We start from the raw sequence: 22824 nt of genomic DNA, 5'->3' as shown, positions 1-22824 counted from the left end.
GCGGACTTCCCCCTTCTCGCCTAACCGGGTTCGTCCGACGCGGTATTGGTCGCCGCCGCGGACTCGGGGGGCGCCAGGAACAGCGTATCCATCCCGTATATGCCGAAGTGCGCGCCCGGCTCCCAGGTGTACAGCGCTTCGGCCGGCAGATTGCGCAGCGCGCGGGCATGCACGACCGGTTGGTTGCCACCGGATACCACACCGATGCTGAACTGGTTCTCGGCATGCAGAGCCAGGATTTCCTTCCAAATCGCAACCTGCTCCGCCCGGCTGGTCGACAGCATCCAGGCGTCGTACAGCTCCATCAGGCGTTCGCCGGCCGGCATATCGACGGCTTCGCCGGCCTCGCCCCGGGTTTCATGGTACTGGCCCCATTGGGACCATTGCCACATGTCCTGCGCCACCGGAACCAGCTCGCTCGGCGGCATTTCCGGAGTGGCGAGCCCATTGTTGAGCCCGTACGCCGCCACCATCACCGACGATCCGGCGTACACCCGCCGCTTCAGCACCTCGCGAGAAAAGGTGCGGATGTACATTCGGATGCCCAGCGCCGCCCAATGGTCCTGAATCAGCCGCAGAGCATCGAGGCGGGCCCGATCCTCGCCGTCCTCCTCCACGATCAACTCCATCGGCCGCCCGTCGGGCAGCAGCCGTGTCCCCCGCGAATCGCGCGTGTCCAGCCCCACGCTATCCAGCAGCGCGTTGGCGCGGGCGGGGTCGTAGTCGGTGTAGCGCCGGGAGATGTCGGGGACGTACAGCGGACTTTCGGGCAGCAGGGTGTTGTTCGCCTCCAGGCCGAGCCCGAAAAAGACCACCTGGTTGACCTCATGGCGGTCGATGGCCAGGGACAGGGCGCGCCGTACGTCCGCCTGCCGCAGCACCGCCCGCCAGACGGGATCGTTGGTGGTCAGGTTGGGATACAGCGCCACGCTGGAGCCCTGCCCCTCCCGCCAGAGCGACACCACCGGGCCCCCGCGCTGCTGCGCCGCCTTCAGGACGGTGTAGTTGTCGAAGCCCAGGTAGCGGGACTGAAGGTCCGTTTCCCCGGCCGCGGTCTTGGCCGGCACCAGCTTGGCATCGGTGATGTCCAGAACGACCCGGTCCAGATAGGGCAGTTGTTGACCGGACGTGTCCACACGGTGAAAGTATGGGTTGCGTTGGAACACATACCGCTGCGCCGGTGGCTCGGTCGTGATACGCCACGGGTCGAGCGTCGGCAGATCCGGGTTCGTGTTGCGATACCAGCGGTCCTTGGTGAAATGCAGCGCCCGCCAGTCGCGCGCATCCTCGTCCTTGATCCGCTTGGCCAGGGCCTCGGGATCAGCGTAATCCGCGTGGAATTGCCGCAGATAGTGGGCGGGCCGGAAAATCTCCAGCGGCCGCGCCCCGGCCAGGGCGGGCAGAAACAGGGGATTGGGCTCGACCCAGGTGTAGCGGATGGACCGCGGTCCAAGCACCTCCACCGTCGGCGGGGCGCCGTGCGGGACCATTTCCGGCGGCGGACCACCGGGGGACAAGACCGGATTGAGGGCCATGTCCTCCCACCAATAGCGGAAATCCTCGGTGGTGAAGGGGTGGCCGTCGGACCAGCGATGGCCGGGGCGAAGGTAAAGGGTGAAGATGCGCCCCTCCTCCACCGTCACGTCGCGCAGAATGTCCGGCACCAACTCCAGATCCGGCGTGTAGCAGACCAGCCGGCTGTAGCCGTAGACCGTCATCAGGCGGATGTCCTTGTCGCGCGCCATCAGGGTCGCGATCGACCCGCCCGGGCGCCCCACCGTCTTGCCCTGCGACGCCAGATTGATGACGCGCGGCGTGTCAGGCAATCGCTGCGCCATCGGCGGCAGGGCGCCTGCGGCAACGGCATCGGCCAGAATTGGCGGCTCGACCGGCGCAGCCCGGGCGGCCGTCAGGCCCCCGACGAGACCCAGCGCCAGCAGCACAACCGCCAGGATCACGCCAGTCGCCCAAACCGGCGCGGATTGCCTGTGTGGCGCGGTCCTCATGTCTCCTCCCCCACGGCGACGAGGTGCCCCTCGCCCAGATCGTGCCACCGGGTCGCCCCGTCCGCCCCCGGCGCATAGGGCGCCGGCCAGGCCGCGGGATCGGAAGCACGCGCGGCCCCCAACACCTCCGGCCGGACGAACAGGCCCGGCTCCGGTTCCGGCACGGCGGCGAGAAGCGCCTGCGTATAGGGATGCCGGGCCTCGGCCACCAACCGCTCGGCCGGCGCGGCCTCAACCAGCCGGCCGGCGCACATTACCACGATGGTGTCTGCGACATGCCGGACCACGGCCAGATTGTGCGACACGAACAGCATGGTCAGGCCGAGCACGGCGCGCAGGTCCCCCAGCAGGTTGAGAATCTGGGCCTGCACCGACACGTCAAGCGCGGACACCGGCTCATCGCACAGCAGCAGGCGCGGCCCCAGCGCCAACGCCCGCGCGATGCTGAGCCTCTGCCGTTGCCCGCCGGAAAAGCTGTGCGGATGGCGGGCCATGACGCGGCGGTCCAACCCGACGACCCGCAGCAGTTCGGCGGCGCGGTCGGCGCGCTCGGTCGGCGTGCCGATACCGTGGACGAGCAGCGGCTCGGTCAGGATCTCGCGCACCGTCATGCGCGGATTGAGACTGCCGAACGGGTCCTGAAAGACGTACTGGGCTTCGCGGCGGTAGCGGGTCAGCCGGCCCCGGTCCATGTGGGCGACGTCGGCCGGGCCGTCGCCGGCGTCGAACAGCACCCGGCCCTCCGTCGGCCGGAGGGCACCGGTGATGAGTCGCATCAGCGTGGTCTTGCCGCAGCCGCTCTCCCCCACCAACCCGAGGCAGGTCCCCGCGTGCACTTCGAGGTTCACCCCCCGCACGGCGTGGACCGTGCCCCCCTGACGCCGGAACAGGCCGCCCTGGCGCAGGGGAAAGCTCTTCTCCACCGCCTCCAGCCGCAGCATCACCGGGTCCGCCCGCGCGGCGTCCGGGGCGATTTGCTGCCGCAGGGCGTACAACCGCGCCGGTTCCACCGGAATGTCGCGCAGCGGGGTCAGACGCTCGGGCACATCCCCCCGCAAGCGGGGCACCGCGCCCATCAGGGCCTTAAGGTAGGGATGGGCCGGGGCCTGGAACAGCGTCTGCACCGGCCCCGCCTCCTTCACGCGCCCCCGATGCAGCACCACCATGTGCTCCGCCATATGCGCCACCACACCCAGATCATGGGTGATGAGCAGCACCGACAGCCCGGTGTCACGCCGCAAAGCGTCGATCAGCGCCAGGATCTCCGCCTGCGTGGTCACGTCCAGCGCGGTGGTGGGCTCGTCGGCGATCAGGATGTCCGGTTCGCAGGCCAGCGCCATCGCGATCATGGCGCGCTGGCGCAAACCGCCCGACAGCTCGAACGGGTACATTCGCGCCGCTGCGATTGGATCGGGAAAGCGCGCCCGCGCCAGCAGATCCGGCACCGCCGCGTCGGCCTGACGCCGGGTGAGCCCCTTGTGCAACCGCAAGGGCTCGCCGACCTGATCGCCGATGGAATGCAGCGGCGACAGGGCCGACATCGGCTCCTGAAAGATGGTCGCCACGCGGGCGCCGCGCAGGGCGAGCATGGCCCGGCTGTCCCGCCCCAGGCCGGTGATGTCCACCGCGGGCTCCCCCGCACGCCCCGGCCCGAGGGTCACCCGTCCCCCCACCACCGTCGCGGTTCGGGGCAGGATCCCCTGGACACATTGGGCGATGGTGGACTTGCCGGACCCGGACTCCCCAACCAGAGCGAAGCAGCCGCCGCGCCGCAGGCTGAACCCGACGCCGTCCACGGCGCGCAACAAGCCAGTCGGCAGGCGAAAGTCGATCGTCAGATCCTGGACCCGAAGGACCGGCGCGTCCGGCTCGACCTCCGGCTCCGCGCGGGTGGGTCGGGCGACAGCGGGGGACCTCACGATGGCGCGCCCTCCGCGATCAACGCCGAGGCCTCCGCCCACCGCACGCTGGGGTGCCGCAAGCGGGGCAGCAGGTCCGCCAGGAACGCCCACAGATCATCCCCATGCACCCGGTGATGGGTTAGCAGCCCGACCGGCTCCGCCGGGTCCTGCGGCACACCGGCCTCATCCCGCCCGAGCCGGCGGGCCGCCAACGCACCGACCAAGCGCCGGACCGCCTTGTCGACGCCGATAAATTCGGCGTCCGGACGCCAGCGCAACAGGTCCACGTGAGTGTTCACGATTGCCACTGGCGCGGACGGCCAGGTGGCCCGCGAACCATGCACCGACAAGGCCGACAGCCCCACCGTCGGCAGCACGCTCGGCACATCGGGGCCAACCTTGTTGAACGGGGCCACCAGCATGGGCACGGCGCCCTCAACGCCGAACACATCGGTCATGCGGCACCAGCCCTCGGCGAGGGCCGCCATGCAGGCCGCCAAGGGGCGGGATGCCGGAAACTCGCTCGCGCCGCCGTCCTGCGGACCAGCGTGGTTCGCATGGGACAGCCCGTGCTGGGCCACACTGACGCCGGACTGGTCCGCCACCCACCGCGCCAGGACGGGCTCGACCTCGGCGGGAATCACCGCCAGGGTCACGGGGGCCTCGTGTGTCGCCGACAGGCGCGCCATATGCTCCAGGGCCGGCGTCACGGAGACGGCGTCATCGTCCCGCCACCACAGCGTGACGGTCCGTCCGGCCGCGCTCCAGGCCCTTAATTCCGCATCCAGCGGGTCCCACACCGACATGTTCATACGCAATCCGCAGCGGCAAAATCGGGAAACAGAGTTACCCTAGCAGAGCTTCCCGTGCACGAGCCACACCGTCCAGCGCAATCGTCATTCGCGCGCAATGATGCGCCACGGCGTCGCCCAACACCGCCGTGACGGCCTGAGCCAGCGTCCCCGGACACAGCTCTCCGGAAGAGACAACGCGCGCCCGACCCAAACGTTCCAACGCGGCGGCCCGATCGCGTTGTTCCGACTCGCGCCCCTCGCCCCAGGGCACGAGCACGGCCGGCACCCCGGCCGCCAGAACCTCCGCCACGGTATTGTAGCCCGCCTGCGACACCGACAGCACGGCCCGACCGAGCATCGCCCGGAAGTCCGGACGGACCCACTCCACCCGCGCCCCGGGCGCGGCGGCCGCGCACAACCGATCCCGCGCGTCCGGTCCCTGGTTGCGCCCGACCAGCACCCGCCAACGGCGGTCCCGCGCCCGACCCGTGCACAAGGGCGGGGCCGCCACCGCGGCCGCCATCAAGGCCGCGCCCATCGCGCCGCCGCCGGCGGAGACCAGAATCTCGTCCGTTCCGTCCGTCCCGTCCGCCGCGCCGGCGGGTTCGACGACGTAGCCGGTGTGCACGAGCGGCGGCCGCAGCTCATCAACCAGGGGGAATGTCGCGCCGAACGGAATCAGGGTGGGATCGCCGTGTACCAGGATCAGGTCGAAGCGCGCGTTGGCCGCGTCACGCATCCGCTCCGCCCAGCCCGGCTTGGTCTTGCGCACCAGAATATCGCGGACCGAGCACGCCACCCGCACCTCGGGTCGCCGTGCCCGCGCCCGGTCGATCAGGGCGTCGATCTCCGCCGCAAAGGCGCGCCGCCCGAACGGATACATCTCCACGACCAGCAGCGCCGGCCGCAGCGCGTCCACCAGCCCGGCCAGATGCGCCGCCCGCGCCTGCCACAGCATCGGCGAGACCGGCGCGCCCTCCGCGTCCACAAGCGCGGTGAAGTCGAACCCGGCGGCGGCGAGGGAGGGGAGTTGTTCCACACGCACCGGCCGCGCCGGATCGGGCGGCAGCAGGTGCGGCACCGGCCGCCCGCCGGAGACCAGCACGACCTCCCGGCCGCACCCTGCCAGCCCGCGCGCCAGCGCCGCCATGCGGTTGAGATGCCCCACACCCATCACATGCTGCACGTACAGCAGCACAGGCCCCTCAGCCAGCGGGGGACGCGGGGTGGAGCTCATGGCGCCGAAACCTCCTCCATCACGCCACCGAAGCGCGCGTGAAACAGAGCCGAGGCCGGCGGCAGCGGGCCGTCCACCGTATCCAGGCGCGCCATGATGTGCTGCTCCGCCAGCGCCCCCGTCGCGCGGTAGATGCTTCGGCACAGGCGCCGCGCCGCCAGCCCCGGCCAGTCCGGCGGCAACACCTCGACCGGCAGCAGGGGGTCGCGCAACAGGACGCGGCGGTAATCGTGGATCAGCAGGGTGCGGACCAGAAACGCCTGCTCGGGCGTGCAGGCCGATCCAACGACCTCCAGCGCGCGCCAGACTGGCCGGAAGCGGTCCAGGAAGCGCCCGTAGTCGGCGCCCAGCGTGTTCAGATCCCAACAGCTCTTCACCAGGGCGACGCGAGCCGCCGGATCGGTCAGCGGATGGCCCTCCCCGCGCAGCACCACAACACGGTCCGCCACCCCATGGGCGTCCAGGGTCTGGCGCAGGCTGTCCTCCGCCACGCCGGGGTGCGCCAGGACGGAGGGCGCCACATTGCCGAAGCCCTGCCACAACAGATCACGGCGCAGCGCTTCCCGCGCATCCGGGTCCAGCGGCATCGCGTTGGTGAACACCAGCAGCCACCCGCCGTCCCAGGGCGGTTGGTCGATCGCATAGATGCGCTGGTGCGCGCGCTCGAACCGACGGAGTCCCTCGGTCGTCAGGCTGTAGTAGCTGCGCCGCCCGACCGGCTGAGGCCTCAGCCACGCATCGCGGGTGAGGCGAAACACGGCCGTCCGTACCATGCGCTCCGACAGTCCCAGTGGCGCCACCAGCCGGATCAGGCTGCCCAGCCACGTGCTGCCCCCATGCGGCAGGATGCTGTCCCCGTAAATCGTGACGATGAGCGACTTCGCGCGAAGGGGCACCGCCTCCCGCAGGCGGCCGATCTGGTCGTCCAGGCGATGGGCCCGGGGCATGATGAAACCTCGCGTGACGGGACCGGTCCCGTGGACCACGAGCCGGCCGAACCAATGGCGTGAAAGCGTCCGACAGAAAGGGCGCGATGGGTGTGGGACCGTTCGGAGGGCACCCGGCCGACGCGCCCCCTAGATTACACGTATGGGCGCGAAGACAACACGGTCCGCACAACATCGCCCCATCCGACACACCCCCGCAGACACGGGAACAGCGTGTTGCCGACCGAAAGCACCGCCCGGATGGGGCCGTCGGGCTGCGGTCGGTCGGCTGCCGTCAGCCGGAGCGATCGAATCAGGCGACGAGACCGCCTGGGGGCGGAAAACCGCCGTCGCCGTCACCAGCGACCGCCGGCACGGGCTTCAGGAAGTCCTCGCCCGGATGCAGCGACAGGCCGCCCGCGAGTCCGAACGCGGACAGGCTGCTGTCCACGATGGCCTGAAGATCACGGCGCATCGCCTCCGGCAGGGGCCGGTCGGTGCGCAGGATCAAGTGAAGCCGCCGGGCGCGGCTTTGCATCAAGCCGTCGATCTGAAGGCGGCCCAGGGCGGACAGCGTGACGTCGACCAGAAAGCGCTGGCCGGGATCGCCCTGCCCCGGGTCGTCGTCCCCCTCGCCCTCGCCGTTCGCATCGCCGCGCCCACCCGGCACCCGTACGATCAAGGTGATCGGCGCGATCTCCGCCTGATCGGCGAACGGCAGGGTCATGGCGCGCCATTCGCCGCCGGGACTTTCCCGCACCCGGCCCGCAAGGTCGGACAGATCGCTCTTCAAGGCACCCGCCAGCCGCGCGCCGGCGGGACCCGACCGCTCCAGAGCGCCAACCGCCCCCTCGCCCGGCCATTGACGCAGATCGCCACCGGCCCGCAGCGCCCCGGCTAGGCTGGCGACCGCGAAGGCCAGTTGGGGCCCGGGCCGCGGGATCGCCGCCTCCAGCGCCCGCGCCGCCGCCGGGTCCACCCGGTTGAGAGTCTCCACGGCCTCGGTCCAAACCGGCCAGCCCGCCAAGCCGCCCTGGGGCACGGCCGGTCCCGCCGCCGCCGCTCCCGGCGCACCGGACGCGGGCGGCGTGGTCGCCAGAACCGACAGCGTAACCTGACTGCCCGGCGGCGCATCGAGCCGCACGGGCAGCGCCAGAGTGCCCACCCCGGTGGTCAGCACACTTTGCCCGGCCGGGGCGCCCGGCATCACCGTCCCGGTCAGCGTGGTCGGCTGTGCGGGTGTCGGGGACGCTGTCGGGACAGGCCCAGCCGTCACGCCCGTGGTGGCGGAACCGGCGTTGCCCGCCGCCAGCGCCGACGTCGCCGTCCCGGCCACGCGCGAGACAAGCGCCGAGACCGATCCGAGCACGCGGCCGGACGACCCCGGGGCGGCGACGCCGTCGGCCGCACCCGCCGGCCCGGACGCGGCGCCGGAGGACGAGCCCGATGACACCAGGGACGGGGACGAGGGCGCCCCCAACGGCGGCCCCCCGCTCACACCGCCCGAACCCGCGTTCGCGCCGGAGACGCCACCGCCGGGGACCGCCGCTTGCGGCGTTCCCGAAGGCCGTATCCCCATCACCTGCACAGACATCCGTGTGCCGAGAGGCAGGGGCTCGCCCATGCCGCCCCCCCCGACCGGCGCACCCGACCATCCCGGCCGCGCGGCCCCGTGCACCACCGTGGCCGTGATGGCCCCCCGTGCCGCCCCATCGGCTCGCCCCAGAATCGCCCCAGGCCTGTGGGCGTCGCCTCCCGCCGCCAGGCCGGGCGGCCCGCCGGCCCGCCCGGTAGCCGCACCGCTCATCCCCGGACCACCGGGCACGCCACCGACCGGTCCGAGCACCCGAAAGACCGCAAGGTCGCGCCCGATGGACTGGACCCGCAGGCTCAGCACCATGCCTTCCGGCAACGCCGCAGCCGCCGTGGCGCCGAGACGTCCGGTCAGCGGTCCCAAGGGGGTATCGAGTACGATCGGCTGGCCCGCCCGGGCCGTCTGGGTCACGGTGGCGGTCAACACCGCCTCCGCCGGCAGCGCCGCCACGGCGGGCGGCGCCTGCGCCACACTCACGCTGACGGTCACCGGCGCAACCGCCGGTGCCGGCGGGGTGGCCGGCATCGGCGGAACCGGAGGCGGCACCATCGACATGCGCGGGTTTCCTTCCGGAGAGAAGACGGAACGGCGGCGACGCCGCGCCGACTCAATCGGCGAGAAGACGCTCCGCCAGCGCCTCGACATCGAGCGCGGCTTCGCTGTTGGGATAGCGCGTCAGCAACGGGGTCTGATTGCGGATCGATTCCCGCACCCGGGTGTCCCGGCGCACCACCCCGGCCAGCGGCGGCGCAATCCGGAGGAACCCCTGACACGCCTTGAGGAGCGTGCTGTAGGTCCGCTCGCCCTCTCGTGTCGAGTTGGCGGCGTTGACCACGACACGGATGTCCGTATCCGGCCGCTCGATCGCCGTGATCTTGATGAAGGCGTAAGCGTCGGTCAGCGCGGTCGGCTCGTCCGACGTCACCACCAGAATGGTGCTGGCCGTGCGCGCCAACTGGCGCACCGCCTTCTCGACACCGGCCCCCAGATCCAGGATGACCCGGTCATAGCCCCGCGCCATCAGCAACAGATCGTCGGCCACGAGTTGCAGGCGACTGGGCGGAATGTTGGCGAGGCTGCCCGAGCCGGAGCGACCGGCCACGACGTCGAACCCGCCCGCCGAAAAGCGCGTGGCCGCCTGATTCAGCGTCAGCTTGCCGGCCACCACGCTGCCGAGATCCCGATCCGGCATCAGGCCCAACTGAATGTCGATATTGGCGAGCCCCAGATCCCCATCGAACAGCAACACGTTCAGCCCACGCTTGGACAGAGCGTGGCTCAGGGTGATGGCGAACCAGGTTTTGCCGACCCCTCCTTTCCCGGACGCAACGGCCATCACGTGTCCCTCGGTCGCGGGCACGGGGGCACGGGGGGCCATGGCGGGGTCGAGTGTTGTCATCGGGCGGCCTCGGCAACGGAGGGGACTGCGGCGTCCGTCTCGCCAACGGCGGATGTGGAGACCGGGGCCGCCGGACGGGTCTCGCGGCTCGGTCGGGGCAGAATCAGGCGGGCGAGCGACTGGGGATGGATAGGAATCAACCCATTCGCCACATGCGGGCTGATTGTGACCTCACTGAACATCAACTGTCCCTGGTCCGCGGCCGCAAGAATACCACCAAGACGTCTAGCCATGTCGAGCCGTGTTGCGAGCAGGCGGGTCGCCCCGACCTTGGCGAAGCTCTCCCCAGCTTCGGCTCCCTCCATCGGATCGATGCCGGCCGCCAGCACCAGGATGGGTTCGACGTCGGCGGCCTCAATCAACTCCTTCAAAAAGGCGGTGTCATGGCGCGAAAAGGGATTGATGCCCGGGCTGTCGATAAACACGAGGTCATGCACCCCGACGCTGTCTTCCACCAACGCGCGCAGCGACTCGGGTCCGCGCGCCCGCTTCAGATCGACTTCGAGAATCCGGGTGAAAGCGGCGAGTTGGGCCATCGCGCCGGCCCGGACGGAATCGGCGCTGATGACCCCGACCGGGCGGTTGGACAGGCGGGCGCGTGCGGCCAGCTTGGCCACGGAGATCGTCTTGCCCACGCCGGGCGGACCGCAGATGAGGAAGGGGCGCGGGGATTTGCGCTCCGGCAGAGGCGCGAACGGGAAGATGGCATCCAAGGCGGCGGCACAGGCGCCGACGCCGTCCAGGGCCTCGGTCTCGGCGCTGTGGACCAGGGTCAGGATACGGTCGGCCAGACGCACGGGCACGCCATGATACGACAGCGCGGCCTCGACCTCGACGACCCGCGGGTCGTCCTCAGCCGCGCGGGCCTGACCAAACTCCTCGGCCAGGGCCGTTCGCAGATCGCCGTCGTTGTCGGGGACCTCGATCGCCGCAGTGATGCGGATCCCCCCGTCGCCCGCCGCCCGCTGCGTGGAGACGATAACCGCGTCGTCCCCCAATTCCTGGCGGATCAACGCCATGGCCTCGGCCATGCTGGGCGCGGAGTAGCATTTGAGCCGCATCGACCGGCAAGTCCTTAGGCATCCGGCCAGCCCCGGCCGGGACGGTCACGGAGCGGGGCGACCGGGACGCGCGACGGTATGCCTCGCCCGCCCAGATCACCATTGTTGGGGAAGCATAACGGCGCGTGTCTTAAATCTGTCCTAACGTCTTGATTCGGGCCTTGGGATGGATCTCGTTCTGGGACAGCACGGTTGTGGTGGGGCGGAACCGTTCAATGATTGAGCGCACGTACGGACGAATTCCAGGGCTGGTCAGCAGCGCCGGCGACTCGCCCTGCATCGCGAAGCGTTCGAACGTCTGCCGCACCAGCAGGATGAACTCCTGAAGCTTCGACGGCGGCATGGACAATTGGCGTTCCTCACCTTGCCCCACCAGGGCCTGGGCGAACTCCTGCTCCCACTGGGCGGACAGCGGCACCAGTGCCACCACCCCGTCCGCGTTGATGTTCTGATCGCACAACTGGCGCGCAAGCCGGGCGCGGACATGCTCGGTGACCAGCAGGATGTTGCGGGTCGAGGCGGTGGCCTCGCTGATGCCCTCCAGGATGGTGGACAGGTCGCGCACCGAGACCCGCTCGTTCAGCAGGTTCTGGAGCACGCGCTGGACCCCGCTCATGGAGATCTGGTTCGGGATCAGGTCGGAAACGAGCTTCTGGTGCTCCCGCTCCAGCTCGTCGAGCAGCTTCTGCGTCTCCGCGAAGGACAGCAGGTCCGCCATGTTGTCCTTCACCACCTCGGTCAGGTGGGTGGTGATGACCGTGGGCGGATCGACCACGGTATAGCCGCGGAACATCGCCTCCTCGCGGTTGGACACGTCGGACCAGACCGCCGGCAGGCCGAACGTGGGCTCGGTCGTCTTCTCGCCCGGCAAGGTGATATCCTCGCCGCGCGGATCCATGACCAACAGCATGTTCGGCCGCAGTTCGCCGCGCCCGGCCTCCACCTCCTTGATGTAGAGCACGTAGGTGTTGGCACCGAGTTGCATGTTGTCCTGGATGCGCACCGAGGGCATGACGAAGCCCATTTCCATCGCCAGCGACCGGCGCAGCGCCTTGATCTGGTCGGTCAGGCGGGTGCTTCCGGGACTGTTGATGAGGGACAGCAAGCCGTAGCCCAGCTCCAGCCGCACCAGATCGATTTTCAGCGCCGACGAGATCGGCTCCTCGGCGACCGGCGCGGCCGGCTCCGGACGCTCCGCCTCCGCCGCCACCTGCGCCTGCCGGCGGTTGCGCTGGTCCAGCCACAGGGCCGCCCCGCCCGCCGCCAGCGCCAGCAACGTGAAGGGCAGGAACGGCGTGCCCGGCAGCAACGCCAGCGCCAGCGCCAGGATGGCGCTCATCCCCAGGGCGCGCGGATAGGCCGTAAACTGGTCGACCAGCGTGGTCTCGGCGCTTTCCTTCAGGCCGCCCTTCGCGACCATGATGCCGGCACCGACCGAGACGATCAGCGCCGGAATCTGCGAAACCAGACCGTCGCCCACGGTCAGCCGGGTGTAGATGTTGGCCGCCTCGGCAAAGGTGAGGCCGCCCTGAACCATGCCGATGACCATGCCGCCGATGATGTTGATGGCGGTGATGAGAATGCCGGCGACGGCGTCCCCGCGCACGAACTTGGACGCACCGTCCATGGCGCCGAAGAAGTCCGCCTCCTTCTGCATCTCCTCGCGGCGCGCGCGGGCCTCGTCCTCCGTGATGAGGCCCGTGGACAGGTCGGCGTCGATCGCCATCTGCTTGCCGGGCATGGCATCCAGGGTGAACCGGGCCGACACCTCGGCGATACGGGTCGCGCCCTTGGTGATGACCATGAAGTTGACCAGCACCAGGATCGCGAACACGATCACGCCGATCACGAAATTGCCGCCCATGATGAAGCCGCCGAAAGCCTCGATGACCTCACCGGCGGCGTCCGGCCCCTCGTGCCCATTCGCAAGAATCAGGCGGGTCGAGGCCAGATTCAGGGCCAACCGCAGCAGCGTCGCGATCAGCAGGACCATGGGGAACGAATTGAACTCCATGGACTTGCGCACGTAGATGACGGTCATCAGCACCAGGGTGGAGAACGTCAGCGACAACGCCAGCATGATGTCGAGCAGCCAGGGCGGCATCGGCATGATGAGGACGACCAGGATCGCCACGACGCCGAACGCCAGGCCGACCTCGCCCCGGACCGCGATCTCGGTCAGGCGTCGCCCCAACCCGCCGAGGTCGAACCCCGCGCCGCCCGCGGCCGGCGCGTCTCCCTCGGTACGAGCCGCCACCGCGCGCCCCTGTGTATTCGTGTCCTCGGCCATCGCCGTTATCTCTCGCGTCGCGTTGCGTGTCGTGTCCCGCGTCTAAACCACCCGCTCAGGGCACCGCCGGACTCTCGTTGCCGCCCGGGGCTGGGACCGTCACGCCCTCGTCGGCGTACTGCCGCAGCTTGTTGCGCAGGGTCCGGATGGAGATCCCCAGAATCGTCGCAGCATGGGTGCGGTTACCCAGGCAGTGGCGCAGCGTGTCGATGATCAAGTCGCGCTCCACATCCGCCACGGTGCGCCCGACCAACCCGGCCGTGCCGCCGCCGGCCAAAGCCGCGGCCTCCTGGCTGGCGCCCCCAGCACCGGCACCAGCACTGAGCGGCGCGCCATCGGTGTCCAGGAAGACCGCCTCCGGCCCGATCTCGTCGCCGACCGCCAGCAGAACGGCCCGGTGCAGGGTGTTTTCCAGCTCACGCACGTTGCCGGGCCAGCTATGGGCGCGCAGGGCGGCGCGCGCGGCGGTCGCCAGCGGGCGCGCCGGCACCTGGTTGGCGTCCGCGAACTTGCGCGCGAAGTGCTCGGCCAGCAGATCGATATCCAGCGGGCGCTGGCGCAGCGGCGGCAGAGCCAGGGTGATGACGTTCAGGCGGAACAGCAGGTCCTCGCGGAAGCGCCCGGCCGTGACCTCGGCACGCAGGTCACGGTTCGACGTCGCAACGATGCGCGTGTTCACCTTGACCGGCTGCTTGCCGCCGATGCGGTCGATCTCGCGTTCCTGGATGACGCGCAGCAACTTGGCCTGCAAGCGGACGTCCATCTCGGAAATCTCGTCCAGCAGCAGGGTCCCGCCGCTCGCCTCCTCGAACTTGCCGATCCGGCGCGCGACCGCCCCCGTGAAGGCGCCCTTCTCATGCCCGAACAACTCGCTTTCCAGCAGACCGTCCGGGATGGCGGCGCAGTTCACGGCGATGAACGGCCCGTCCGAGCGCCGGCTGCGCCGATGCAGATGGCGGGCGACCAGTTCCTTACCGGTCCCGGACTCCCCGGTGACCAGCACGCTGGCGTCGCTGGGCGCGACCTGCTCGGCCATCTGCACCACGCGAGCCATGGCCGGATCCCGGAACACCAGCGCATGCCGGTCCGCCGCCACCGCCTCCAGGACGGCCGCGATCAGATCGGGGTCAGGCGGCAGGGGAATGAACTCCTTGGCGCCGGCCTTGATCGCCTTGACCGCCACACGGGTGTCACTGCCGATGCCGTAGGCCACCACCGGCGCAACGATGTGTTCCGTAGTCAGGGCCTCGATCAGGCCCGCCACATCGAACCGGGCGTCGATCATCACCAGATCGGCCCCCTGCCCGCCCCGCAGCGACACCAGCGCCGCCGCGACGTCATCGGCCTGCGCGACCTTGGCGCCGCGCTGCACGGCGATGCGGGCGGCGGCGCCCACCTGCCCTTCCATGGCGCCGACGATCAGGACACGCATGCGCCCTCCTCCCGCCCCCACAGGAACCGGACGGAACGCGGGGCCGAAACCCCGGAGAGCGCGACGGAACTCGACCTAGACATGGATGCGACGGATCCGTTGATGGGGCGGCAGAACGCTGTTCAGCAGCATTTCCAGTCGGCGCGGGTTCTCCTTGCGCGCGACGGACAGCACGCCCAGGACATACAAGTGGCAGACAAGCTGTTCCTCGGCTGCGTTGCGGTCCAGCTTGCTGGCCAGGGGGGCGAAAACAACATTGGACAGAATCGCGCCGTAGAAGGTGGTCAGCAGGGCCACGGCCATGCTCGGCCCTATGCGAGCGGGGTCGTCCAGATTGCCCAGCATCTGCACCAGCCCCACCAGGGTGCCGATCAGGCCCATGGCCGGCGAGACCTCGGCCGCGCGGCGCAGAACCCCGACGCCGCGGGCGTTGTGGGCGGCGGTCGATTCCATCTCCCGGCGCATCATGGCCTCGACCTCGTCCTCGGCGACGCCATCGATCACCAAGCCCAGCCCCTTGTACAGGAACGGCTCGTCGGCCGTGCCTTCCAGCGTCGCCCCCTGGAGCTTCAATAGGCCACGGGACCGGGCTTGCCCGGCCAGATCGAGCATACGGTCGGCGGCCTCGGTCGCGTCGACGCGCGGATGGGTCAGGGCCCGCGGCAGAACCTGGACGGTGCTCGCCACCTCCTCAAACGAAAACGAGGCCAGCGTCACCGCCAGCGTACCCAGGATCACGATCAGAATTGCCGGCAGATCGATGAACGACCCCGGCGAACCGCCCAGCACCATCGCCAGCCCGATCAGAGCCAGCGCGCCGCCAATTCCGACCACCGTGGCCAGATCCACCCCGCCCCGGCCCTCGTCGGCCAGGTCTCGGCGGGATCGGCTGAGGAAAGAGCCGCCATCGGCCATCGCGGTCAGCTCCGGTCCGTCTTGATGATCTCGGTCATGGTCACGCCCAGGCGTTCCTCGACCACCACGACCTCACCGCGCGCGACCAGCCGGTTGTTCACGTAGATGTCGATCGCCTCGCCGACCTTGCGGTCCAGCTCCACCACCGCGCCCCGGCCCAGCTTTAGGAGCTGGTTCACCTGCATGTGCGACTTGCCCAGCACCGCAGAGACCTGCACCGGGATGTCGTACACGGCCTCCAGGTCGGAGGCGGAGCGGGGCCGCTCGGGCACGTGGGAGGGCGCGTCCTCGGGACCGCCGTCCCCGGCGCCCGAACGCGAGCCGTCGTCCAGCTCGTCGAGGTTGAAATCGCCGTCGTCGGACATGGTTGTCTCCCTTCTTGGGCTCGCGGCCTAGCCAGCCGTCGGCGCGGCCGGCGGCGACGTGCCGGGTCCAGCGCCGCGCCGCGCTTCGGACGCGGGCGCGTGGGGTGAGTCGGTGTCGAAGCCGTCGTCCGGCTCGCTCTCTGGGACGGCGTCGTCAGTCACGCCATCCGCAATCGTGTCATCCGGGGTCGCGCCGTTCTGGGCGTCATCGTCTGGGGCGTTCCAACCTGGGGCGTCATCGTTCGGAGCATCCCGATCATCATCCTGAGACGGCCGGGGCGCGGCCGGTGGCACCGGCTCGTCCAGATGCCGCGCCACGGCGGCCTCGATATCGGCCCACAAGCGGTCGGTGTCGCGCTCGGTGCCGCCCTCGCCCCATTCCAGGCGGCAGTCCTGCCGGCCCAGCGCATTGTCGGGGCGCACGACCACGCGGCCCTCGTAGCCGCTGGAGGCCTGCAAGTCCCGCACGGCGCCCCGCACCACCTCCGCGATGGCGCCGTGGACCCGGACGACCAGACGCGGCTGGTCGAGCAGATCGGGCAGCACGCGCGCCACCAGCCGTTCAATCTCCGTTGTGGCGGCCTGTTCGCCCGTGGCCGGGAGAATCTGTCGGGCAACGGTCAGGGCCAGCCGGATCGCCATCTTTTCCAGGTCCAGCGCATGGTCCCGGTCGGCGGCGTCCATGCGGTCGATCGCCTCGGCCACCCGCTTCACAGCGTTCGCCGTCACGTGGCCATCCGCCTTGGCAGCCTCTTCCAGTGCCGCCGTATGGCCCTTGATGTAGCCTTCCTCGCGCGCGGCTTCCAGTTGTTCCTGGGAGAACATCTCCGGCGGCGGGGTCGGCGGCTCTTCGCGCGCATGCCGACGCCGGTCCAGGCCGACATAGCCGTTCGCCTCGCCGCCCGCGTCTCCGTCCGTTGCGGCCTCGTCGGCCGCCGACGCCCCGGTGGCGTCCTCGGCCGGGGGCGTGTCGCTGCCCCCGCGCCGACGCTGCCCGATGCGCGGTTCATCGAACGAGCGGTCGAAAAGGAACTTGTGGACCGAGGCCATGGACGCGGCGGACTCCCTTGCAGGCGGACGGCGCGCGCCACCGGCGCGCAGTGAGAGGCAATCGGATCGGAGGGCGACCGGATCAGTACACCAGTTCGTCCTCCTCCTTGCCGTCCGAGATGACGATCTGCCCGCTGTTCGCCAGTTCCTTGGCAACGGTGACGATGGCGTTCTGGGCCTCGTCGACCTCGCGCATGCGGACCGGCCCCATGGCTTCCATGTCCTCCTTGAGCATCTTGCCCGCGCGCTCCGACATGTTCTTGAAGAACATGTCCTGAATGCCCTGCGAGGCCCCCTTGAGCGCGAGGCCCAGCTTGTCCTTCTCGGCATGGCGCAGCAGCACCTGCACGCCCTGGCCATCCAGCCGGGACAGGTCCTCGAAGGTGAACATGAGCTGCTTGATGCGCTCGGCGGAGTCGCGGTTGCGTTCCTCCAGGGCGGTGAGGAAGCGGCTTTCCGTGTTGCGGTCGAGGCTGTTGAAGATCTCGGCCATCATCTCGTGGGCGTCGCGGCGCGCGGTGCGGGCAAGGTTCGACATGAATTCGGTCCTCAGGGTCTTTTCGACGCCGTCCAGCACTTCCTTCTGGACCGCCTCCATGTGCAGCATGCGCATCACCACTTCCATGGCGAAGTTCTCGGGCAACAGCGACATGACGCGCGCGGCATGGTCCGGCTTGATCTTCGACAGCACGACGGCCACGGTTTGCGGGTATTCGTTCTTGAGGTAGTTCGCCAGCACCTGCTCGTTCACGTTGCCCAGCTTGTCCCACATGGTGCGGCCGGCGGGCCCCCGGATCTCCTCCATGATCGCCTCGACGCGATCCTTGGGCAGGGAGCGGACCAGTAGGCGTTCCGTGGTGTCGAACGACCCGACCAGGGACCCCGTGTTCGAAATGGCGTCGGCGAACTCGACGAAAAGGCGTTCGACCAGCGTCGAGTTGATCGTCCCCAGGCTGGCCATGACCTGGGACAGCTCGCGGATTTCCTCATCGTCCATCATCGAGAACAGCTTGGACGAATGGTCCTCGCCCAACGACAGCATCATGATGCCGGCCTTCTGGGGCCCGGTGAGGCTGCGATAGTCTTCCTTGACGCGACCCACGGCGGATTCTCCATGCTGGCGGCGATCCCGGGCCAACGGCACTGACGGCCAGGCCGGGTGATCGCCGGGGCGTTTTTCGGCTCAGTTCTCTTGATAGAGCCAGTTCCGAATAATGCTCAGGGCTTCCTCGGGGTGCTTGTCGACGATCTCGCCGATCTTGCGCAGGCTTGAGGCCTTCACCCGTCCCTCGACCTTTTCGATGTCGATCAGCTCGTCGACGTCTTCCATGTCGTCGTCGCCAAGTCCGATGGGCACCGGCGCGGTCACCGGCCCGGCGAGTTGCGGCGCGCCGGCGGCCTCGGCCGACAGCAGACCGGTGCTGCCGCCATCGGCGCCGGACGGCAGGCTCTCGAACGCCCGGGTGACCAGCGGCCGGACCACCAGCAGGATGACGAGGATGGCGACGATGGCGACGCCCAGGCCCTCGGCCATCCGCATGATCTCGTCCTTGGTGAAGCCCATGAACATCCAGGGCTCTTCGTCGCCGAACATGTTGTCGAGATCGGCGAAGCGCATGTTGATGACCTCGATCTGGTCACCGCGCTGCTGATCGTAGCCGATCGCCGATTGCACCAGGGCCGTGATGTTCTCCATCTCCTGCGGCGTGCGGTCTTCATAGGTCGGCGCGCCGTCGGGGCCGGTCGGGCGCGCGCCGTCCACCAGCACGGCCACGCTGAGCCGGTCGATGACCCCTCGGTCGCGCACCGTGTTGGTCACGCGGCGCGAAATCTCGTAGTTGACCGTCTCCTCGGTGCGACTTTCGTTGGTGGAGGCCGTCGCCCCCTCGGCCTGATCGAACTGGCCCTCCGGCAGGTTCTGGCCAACGGTCACCGGGGACGGACCGCCCTCGGTGCTGCTTGAGTTTTCCTCGACGGTGACGGTGGAGCGCACGACCTGCTGGTCCGGGTCATACGACTCCTCGTTCGTGACCACGCGGTTGAAGTTCATGTCGGCGTGAACCTCGGCCCGCACGCTGCCGGGGCCGAGTGTGCGGCCGAGAAGGGTCTCGATCGAGCGCGCGAGCCGCTGTTCCTCCGCACGACGGAGTTCGTCCTGCGTCATCGCCGCAAGGGCCCCGTCCTGATCCATGCCGCGCGTCAGCATCCGGCCGCGTTCATCGATGATCGACACCTGCTGCGGCGACATCTTGGGCACCGCCGCCGCGATCAGGTTCTGGATGGCGATCACCTGACCGGAATCCAGGGTGGCCCGGCCGGTCGCGACCATGACCGAGGCCGAAGGCTCGTTGGTCTCGCGCGAGAACACCTCCCGGCGCGGCAGGACCAGGTGCACCCGCGCGTGGCGCACACCGTCGATCGACCGGATGGTGCGGGCCAGCTCGCCCTCCTGGGCGCGCACGAGATTGACGTTCTGAATGAAGTTGGTGGAGCCGAGGGCGCTGGTGTTGTCGAACACCTCATACCCGACCGACGCACCGCCGCCGACCGCCAGTTCGGCGGTTTGCAGGCGCATGCGGTCGCGCACGTCTTCCGGCACCCGGATCTCCGTGCCGTTGTTCGCGAGCTGGTACGGGATATTCTGGTCTTCCAGGCTTTGCACGATCGCCTGCGCGTCGGCCTGCTCCAGATTGCTGTACAGCAGTTCGTACGGCGGTGTCGTGAAGCGCGTCGCGAAGAAAATCACAAGACCGATCAAGGCCACACCCACGCCGGCAATCGCGGCCAGGCGGGCGGGTCCGAGAGCGCGCATCTGCTCCATAAGGCCGTTCAAGGGGGTGCCCCTCCGCTCGGGCGGCCCGCATAGCGGGCGAATGGGTGGATCATTCCGTGATGGCCGGGCCGGGCGCCGGACCGCTCCGGTGACGGGCGGCGACCGGTCCGGTGACTCTCCGGAGACACGCCCGTGACTCCAGGGCCACGACCCTTCCTGGTCGATGCTCAGGCTAGCGGCGGAGGCTGAAGAACTCCTTAACGGTAGGCACTTGTTGCCGACTGGCGGCCGGCGGCAGACCGCCGTCCCCGTCCCGCCACAGCAGCCCGGTGGGCTTTAGCGGTGCACGACACGCACATGCCCGATGACCGCCTCGAACCGGCGGATGTCACGCCAGATGTCATGCGCCATACGCACGGTCACCCGATCGCGGCCCGGTGCGCCGGGCGGCGGGAGAATCAGCGTGGTCCCGTCCCCGAATCCCCACGACTCCACGAACACGGAGACGTCGTCCGGGGCAATATCCGGTCCCACGATCGGCACAATCGCCGCGTGGAGGGCTTGAGCTTCCGCCCTGGAGAACCCGCCCGAATGAGATCGCATCAGGACCGAGACCCACGGCGGAATACTGCCCATCGCCGTGGGCGCAAGCCGGATGTGCCCATGACGGACGTTTTTCCAACCCCGCAGGACCTCCAGAATCGCGCGCACACGGGGATCCCGCAGATCCAGGTGATCGATATAGCGGTAGCGGTCGAACACGCGGGGGCCGGCCCGCAGCGCCACGCAGTCGGGGCCGAGATCCGGCTTCAGGTCCGCCTGAATCAATTCCAGCAGCAGCCGGACCCGCGGCTTCTGATCGGCCCGCACCAAGATGGGGCCTTGCGCATCCGCCGCGCGCCGATGGGGAATCCCGCGCTCCGTCAGGCAGCGCGACACCGCCTGCACCGCCGCACCGTCCAGCCCGGCCACGACCGGCTCAAAGACCAGCGGCGGGCGGATCACAACGCCGGCCAGATACAGAACGGCGAGCCCCGTCACGCCGAGGTCCAGGACCGTGGGACGGCGCGCGCGCATCAGGCGGTCGATCCGCTCGAACAGTCCATGGAACACGGCGGCCCTCCGTCGGTGGCGGGACACGGTAGTGGGCCATGCTCCCGAACGAGGCGGACCAAGCCCGGCCCGAACGGATGCCGCCCGATCGGGCACCCGTCAGGAGTCGCCCACACTCAGGCGCAGCCGTTCCAAAGCCGGGTCAGTGGCGAAAGTGCCGCATGCCGGTGAAGACCATGGCCAAGCCGGCCTCGTCGGCGGCGGCGATCACCTCGTCGTCCCGCACCGAGCCGCCGGGCTGGATGACCGCCGTGGCCCCCGCCTCGACCGCCGCAAGCAGGCCGTCCGCGAACGGGAAGAAGGCGTCGGACGCCACCACGGACCCGCGCGTCAACGGCTCGGCCAGCCGGGAGGCCTCGGCCGCGTCGCCGGCCTTGCGGGCGGCGATGCGGGCGCTGTCCACCCGGCTCATCTGACCGGCGCCGATGCCCACCGTCGCCCCGTCCTTCACGTACACGATGGCGTTGGACTTGACGTGCTTGCACACGCGGAAGGCCAGCAGCAGGTCGGTGATCTCCTGCGGCGACGGGGCGCGCTTTGTGACCACCTTCAGGTCGTCCGCCTCGACGCGGCCGATATCGCGCTCCTGCACCAGCATACCGCCCGCGACGGTGCGCACCGTCAACCCGGGTGTGGCCGGATCCGGCATCACCCCGGTGATGAGCAGACGCAGGTTCTTCTTGGCCGCGAACACGGCGCGGGCGCGGTCGTCGGCGTCCGGCGCGATGACGACCTCGGTGAAAATACCGGTAATGGCCTCGGCGGCGTCCCGATCAAGGGCGCGGTTGACGGCCACGATGCCCCCGAACGCGCTGACCGGATCGCAGGCCAGCGCCTTTTCATAGGCGGCGCGGATCGACCCCGCCACCGCGACGCCGCATGGGTTGGCGTGCTTGATAATCGCCACGGCCGGCTCGGTGAACTCGCTGACCAGTTCAAACGCCGCGTCGGTGTCGTTCAGATTGTTGTACGACAGTTCCTTGCCCTGCACCTGACGGGCGCTGGCGACGCCGGGGCGGGCCAGCCCATGGACATAGAAGGCGGCCTTCTGATGCGGATTTTCGCCGTAGCGCAGATCCTGTTTCAGGCGACCGGCGGCCACCAGATGACGCGGGAAGGTCTCGCCCACCTCACCGGTGAACCAGCGGCCGATCGCGGCGTCGTACGCCGCCGTGCGCGCGAACGCCCGCGACGCCAGCCGCCGGCGCAGGTCCAATGAGACCTGCCCGTCCTGGCTCTTCATCTCGTCGACCAGGGCGTCATAGTCCTCGGCATCGGTCACAACCGCGACCGCGCCGTGATTCTTCGCGGCGGCCCGGATCAGGGCCGGCCCGCCGATGTCCACGTTCTCGATGCAGGTGGCGAAGTCGGCGCCCTTGGCGACCGTTGATTCGAACGGATACAGGTTCACGACCACGAGATCGATGGGCGCAATGCCGTGCTCGGCCATCGCCGCCTCATGCTCCGGATTGCCGCGCACGCCCAGAATCCCACCGTGAATGGTGGGATGAAGCGTCTTCACGCGGCCGTCCAGCATCTCCGGAAATCCGGTGTGGTCCGACACCTCGGTGACCGGCACGCCAGCCTCCTGGATGGCACGGGCGGTCCCGCCGGTCGACAGGATCGCCACGCCATGCCCGTGCAGCGCGCGAACCAGCGGGACGAGCCCGCTTTTGTCGGACACTGAGATCAACGCCCGGCGAATCGGCATGAGGTCAGCGACAGGGGCGGCGGGGACAGTGGATAGGTCGGACACAGGCGAACTCTCCGGTGGCGGGTCCACAAGGGAAGGGATTTCGTGACTCGGACGCCCGGGCGCGAGACGACCCGTGACAGGCACTCCGGCGCCGGACTGTGGGCGTCCTATAGCATGCCTCCGAACGGGGCGGAACCGACGCGATTCGTGCCAGGCGCGTGCGTTTGAATAGATGGATATTTACTAAAGTTAGGGTGGAAAGCCTGAGATAT

Annotated in this window: 17 protein-coding genes; all 17 read right to left on the bottom strand. The window is 69.5% G+C overall.

Annotation, left to right across the window (positions count from 1 at the left end; all coding sequences use genetic code 11):
* Positions 1-20: 20 nt before the first annotated feature.
* The gene (locus GGD82_RS06970) at positions 21-2006 is read right to left on the bottom strand and encodes an ABC transporter substrate-binding protein (RefSeq protein WP_150062062.1); all 1986 of its coding nucleotides are present in this window, start codon (positions 2004-2006) and stop codon (positions 21-23) included.
* Entirely contained in the window at positions 2003-3925 is a 1923-nt protein-coding gene (locus GGD82_RS06965; RefSeq protein WP_150062061.1) for a dipeptide ABC transporter ATP-binding protein, read from the bottom strand. The genes GGD82_RS06970 and GGD82_RS06965 overlap by 4 nt, the downstream gene beginning before the upstream one ends.
* Positions 3922-4719, bottom strand: a complete 798-nt coding sequence (locus GGD82_RS06960; protein WP_150062060.1) for a polysaccharide deacetylase family protein — start codon at positions 4717-4719, stop codon at positions 3922-3924. Before GGD82_RS06960 ends, GGD82_RS06965 begins: the two co-directional genes overlap by 4 nt.
* A 34-nt stretch (positions 4720-4753) precedes the next feature.
* Positions 4754-5938, bottom strand: a complete 1185-nt coding sequence (locus GGD82_RS06955; RefSeq protein WP_150062059.1) for a glycosyltransferase family protein — start codon at positions 5936-5938, stop codon at positions 4754-4756.
* On the bottom strand, positions 5935-6885 hold the full coding sequence (gene paaX, locus GGD82_RS06950) for a phenylacetic acid degradation operon negative regulatory protein PaaX (RefSeq protein WP_150062058.1): 951 nt from the start codon (positions 6883-6885) through the stop codon (positions 5935-5937). The genes GGD82_RS06955 and paaX overlap by 4 nt, the downstream gene beginning before the upstream one ends.
* Positions 6886-7177: 292 nt before the next feature.
* Positions 7178-9013: a hypothetical protein gene (locus GGD82_RS06945; RefSeq protein ID WP_150062057.1), complete on the bottom strand. Its 1836-nt coding sequence runs from the start codon at positions 9011-9013 to the stop codon at positions 7178-7180.
* A 52-nt stretch (positions 9014-9065) separates the two neighbouring features.
* A complete protein-coding gene (locus tag GGD82_RS06940; protein WP_150062056.1) occupies positions 9066-9857 on the bottom strand; it encodes a MinD/ParA family protein in 792 nt (263 codons plus the stop codon).
* Complete coding sequence (locus GGD82_RS06935) at positions 9854-10918, bottom strand: flagellar biosynthesis protein FlhF (protein ID WP_150062055.1); 1065 nt, start codon at positions 10916-10918, stop codon at positions 9854-9856. Before GGD82_RS06935 ends, GGD82_RS06940 begins: the two co-directional genes overlap by 4 nt.
* A gap of 130 nt (positions 10919-11048) precedes the next feature.
* Complete coding sequence (flhA, locus tag GGD82_RS06930) at positions 11049-13208, bottom strand: flagellar biosynthesis protein FlhA (protein ID WP_150062054.1); 2160 nt, start codon at positions 13206-13208, stop codon at positions 11049-11051.
* A 55-nt stretch (positions 13209-13263) separates the two neighbouring features.
* Positions 13264-14640, bottom strand: coding sequence for a sigma-54-dependent transcriptional regulator FlbD (gene flbD, locus GGD82_RS06925; protein WP_150062053.1), 1377 nt, complete (start codon positions 14638-14640; stop codon positions 13264-13266).
* Positions 14641-14715: 75 nt separating this feature from the next.
* Positions 14716-15555, bottom strand: coding sequence for a motility protein A (locus GGD82_RS06920; RefSeq protein WP_150062052.1), 840 nt, complete (start codon positions 15553-15555; stop codon positions 14716-14718).
* A 5-nt stretch (positions 15556-15560) separates the two neighbouring features.
* Entirely contained in the window at positions 15561-15920 is a 360-nt protein-coding gene (fliN, locus tag GGD82_RS06915) for a flagellar motor switch protein FliN (protein WP_150062051.1), read from the bottom strand.
* A 27-nt stretch (positions 15921-15947) separates the two neighbouring features.
* Positions 15948-16970: a FliH/SctL family protein gene (locus GGD82_RS06910; protein ID WP_150062050.1), complete on the bottom strand. Its 1023-nt coding sequence runs from the start codon at positions 16968-16970 to the stop codon at positions 15948-15950.
* An 82-nt stretch (positions 16971-17052) separates the two neighbouring features.
* The gene (gene fliG, locus GGD82_RS06905; RefSeq protein ID WP_150062049.1) at positions 17053-18072 is read right to left on the bottom strand and encodes a flagellar motor switch protein FliG; all 1020 of its coding nucleotides are present in this window, start codon (positions 18070-18072) and stop codon (positions 17053-17055) included.
* A gap of 81 nt (positions 18073-18153) precedes the next feature.
* Positions 18154-19803, bottom strand: coding sequence for a flagellar basal-body MS-ring/collar protein FliF (fliF, locus tag GGD82_RS06900; RefSeq protein WP_150062048.1), 1650 nt, complete (start codon positions 19801-19803; stop codon positions 18154-18156).
* A 276-nt stretch (positions 19804-20079) separates the two neighbouring features.
* Positions 20080-20856 (bottom strand): hypothetical protein, encoded by a 777-nt coding sequence (locus GGD82_RS06895; protein WP_150062047.1) that lies wholly within the window; start codon positions 20854-20856, stop codon positions 20080-20082.
* 142 nt (positions 20857-20998) lie between these two features.
* Positions 20999-22567, bottom strand: a complete 1569-nt coding sequence (gene purH, locus GGD82_RS06890; protein WP_150062046.1) for a bifunctional phosphoribosylaminoimidazolecarboxamide formyltransferase/IMP cyclohydrolase — start codon at positions 22565-22567, stop codon at positions 20999-21001.
* Between the last annotated feature and the right edge of the window lie 257 nt (positions 22568-22824).

Origin of the sequence: Roseospira marina (assembly GCF_014197855.1) — a bacterium.
Classification (GTDB): domain Bacteria; phylum Pseudomonadota; class Alphaproteobacteria; order Rhodospirillales; family Rhodospirillaceae; genus Rhodospira; species Rhodospira marina.
Note: the sequence above shows the minus strand (reverse complement) of the source record. Positions and strands in the feature narration are given on the sequence as shown.

Bases quoted from the DNA above. Each gene is read 5' to 3' on its own strand.
- GGD82_RS06970 (WP_150062062.1), bottom strand. From the start codon at position 2,006: ATGAGGACCGCGCCACACAGGCAATCCGCGCCGGTTTGGGCGACTGGC.
- GGD82_RS06960 (WP_150062060.1), bottom strand. From the start codon at position 4,719: ATGAACATGTCGGTGTGGGACCCGCTGGATGCGGAATTAAGGGCCTGG.
- GGD82_RS06955 (WP_150062059.1), bottom strand. From the start codon at position 5,938: ATGAGCTCCACCCCGCGTCCCCCGCTGGCTGAGGGGCCTGTGCTGCTG.
- paaX (WP_150062058.1), bottom strand. From the start codon at position 6,885: ATGCCCCGGGCCCATCGCCTGGACGACCAGATCGGCCGCCTGCGGGAG.
- GGD82_RS06945 (WP_150062057.1), bottom strand. From the start codon at position 9,013: ATGTCGATGGTGCCGCCTCCGGTTCCGCCGATGCCGGCCACCCCGCCG.
- GGD82_RS06940 (WP_150062056.1), bottom strand. From the start codon at position 9,857: ATGACAACACTCGACCCCGCCATGGCCCCCCGTGCCCCCGTGCCCGCG.
- GGD82_RS06935 (WP_150062055.1), bottom strand. From the start codon at position 10,918: ATGCGGCTCAAATGCTACTCCGCGCCCAGCATGGCCGAGGCCATGGCG.
- flhA (WP_150062054.1), bottom strand. From the start codon at position 13,208: ATGGCCGAGGACACGAATACACAGGGGCGCGCGGTGGCGGCTCGTACC.
- flbD (WP_150062053.1), bottom strand. From the start codon at position 14,640: ATGCGTGTCCTGATCGTCGGCGCCATGGAAGGGCAGGTGGGCGCCGCC.
- GGD82_RS06920 (WP_150062052.1), bottom strand. From the start codon at position 15,555: ATGGCCGATGGCGGCTCTTTCCTCAGCCGATCCCGCCGAGACCTGGCC.
- fliN (WP_150062051.1), bottom strand. From the start codon at position 15,920: ATGTCCGACGACGGCGATTTCAACCTCGACGAGCTGGACGACGGCTCG.
- GGD82_RS06910 (WP_150062050.1), bottom strand. From the start codon at position 16,970: ATGGCCTCGGTCCACAAGTTCCTTTTCGACCGCTCGTTCGATGAACCG.
- purH (WP_150062046.1), bottom strand. From the start codon at position 22,567: ATGCCGATTCGCCGGGCGTTGATCTCAGTGTCCGACAAAAGCGGGCTC.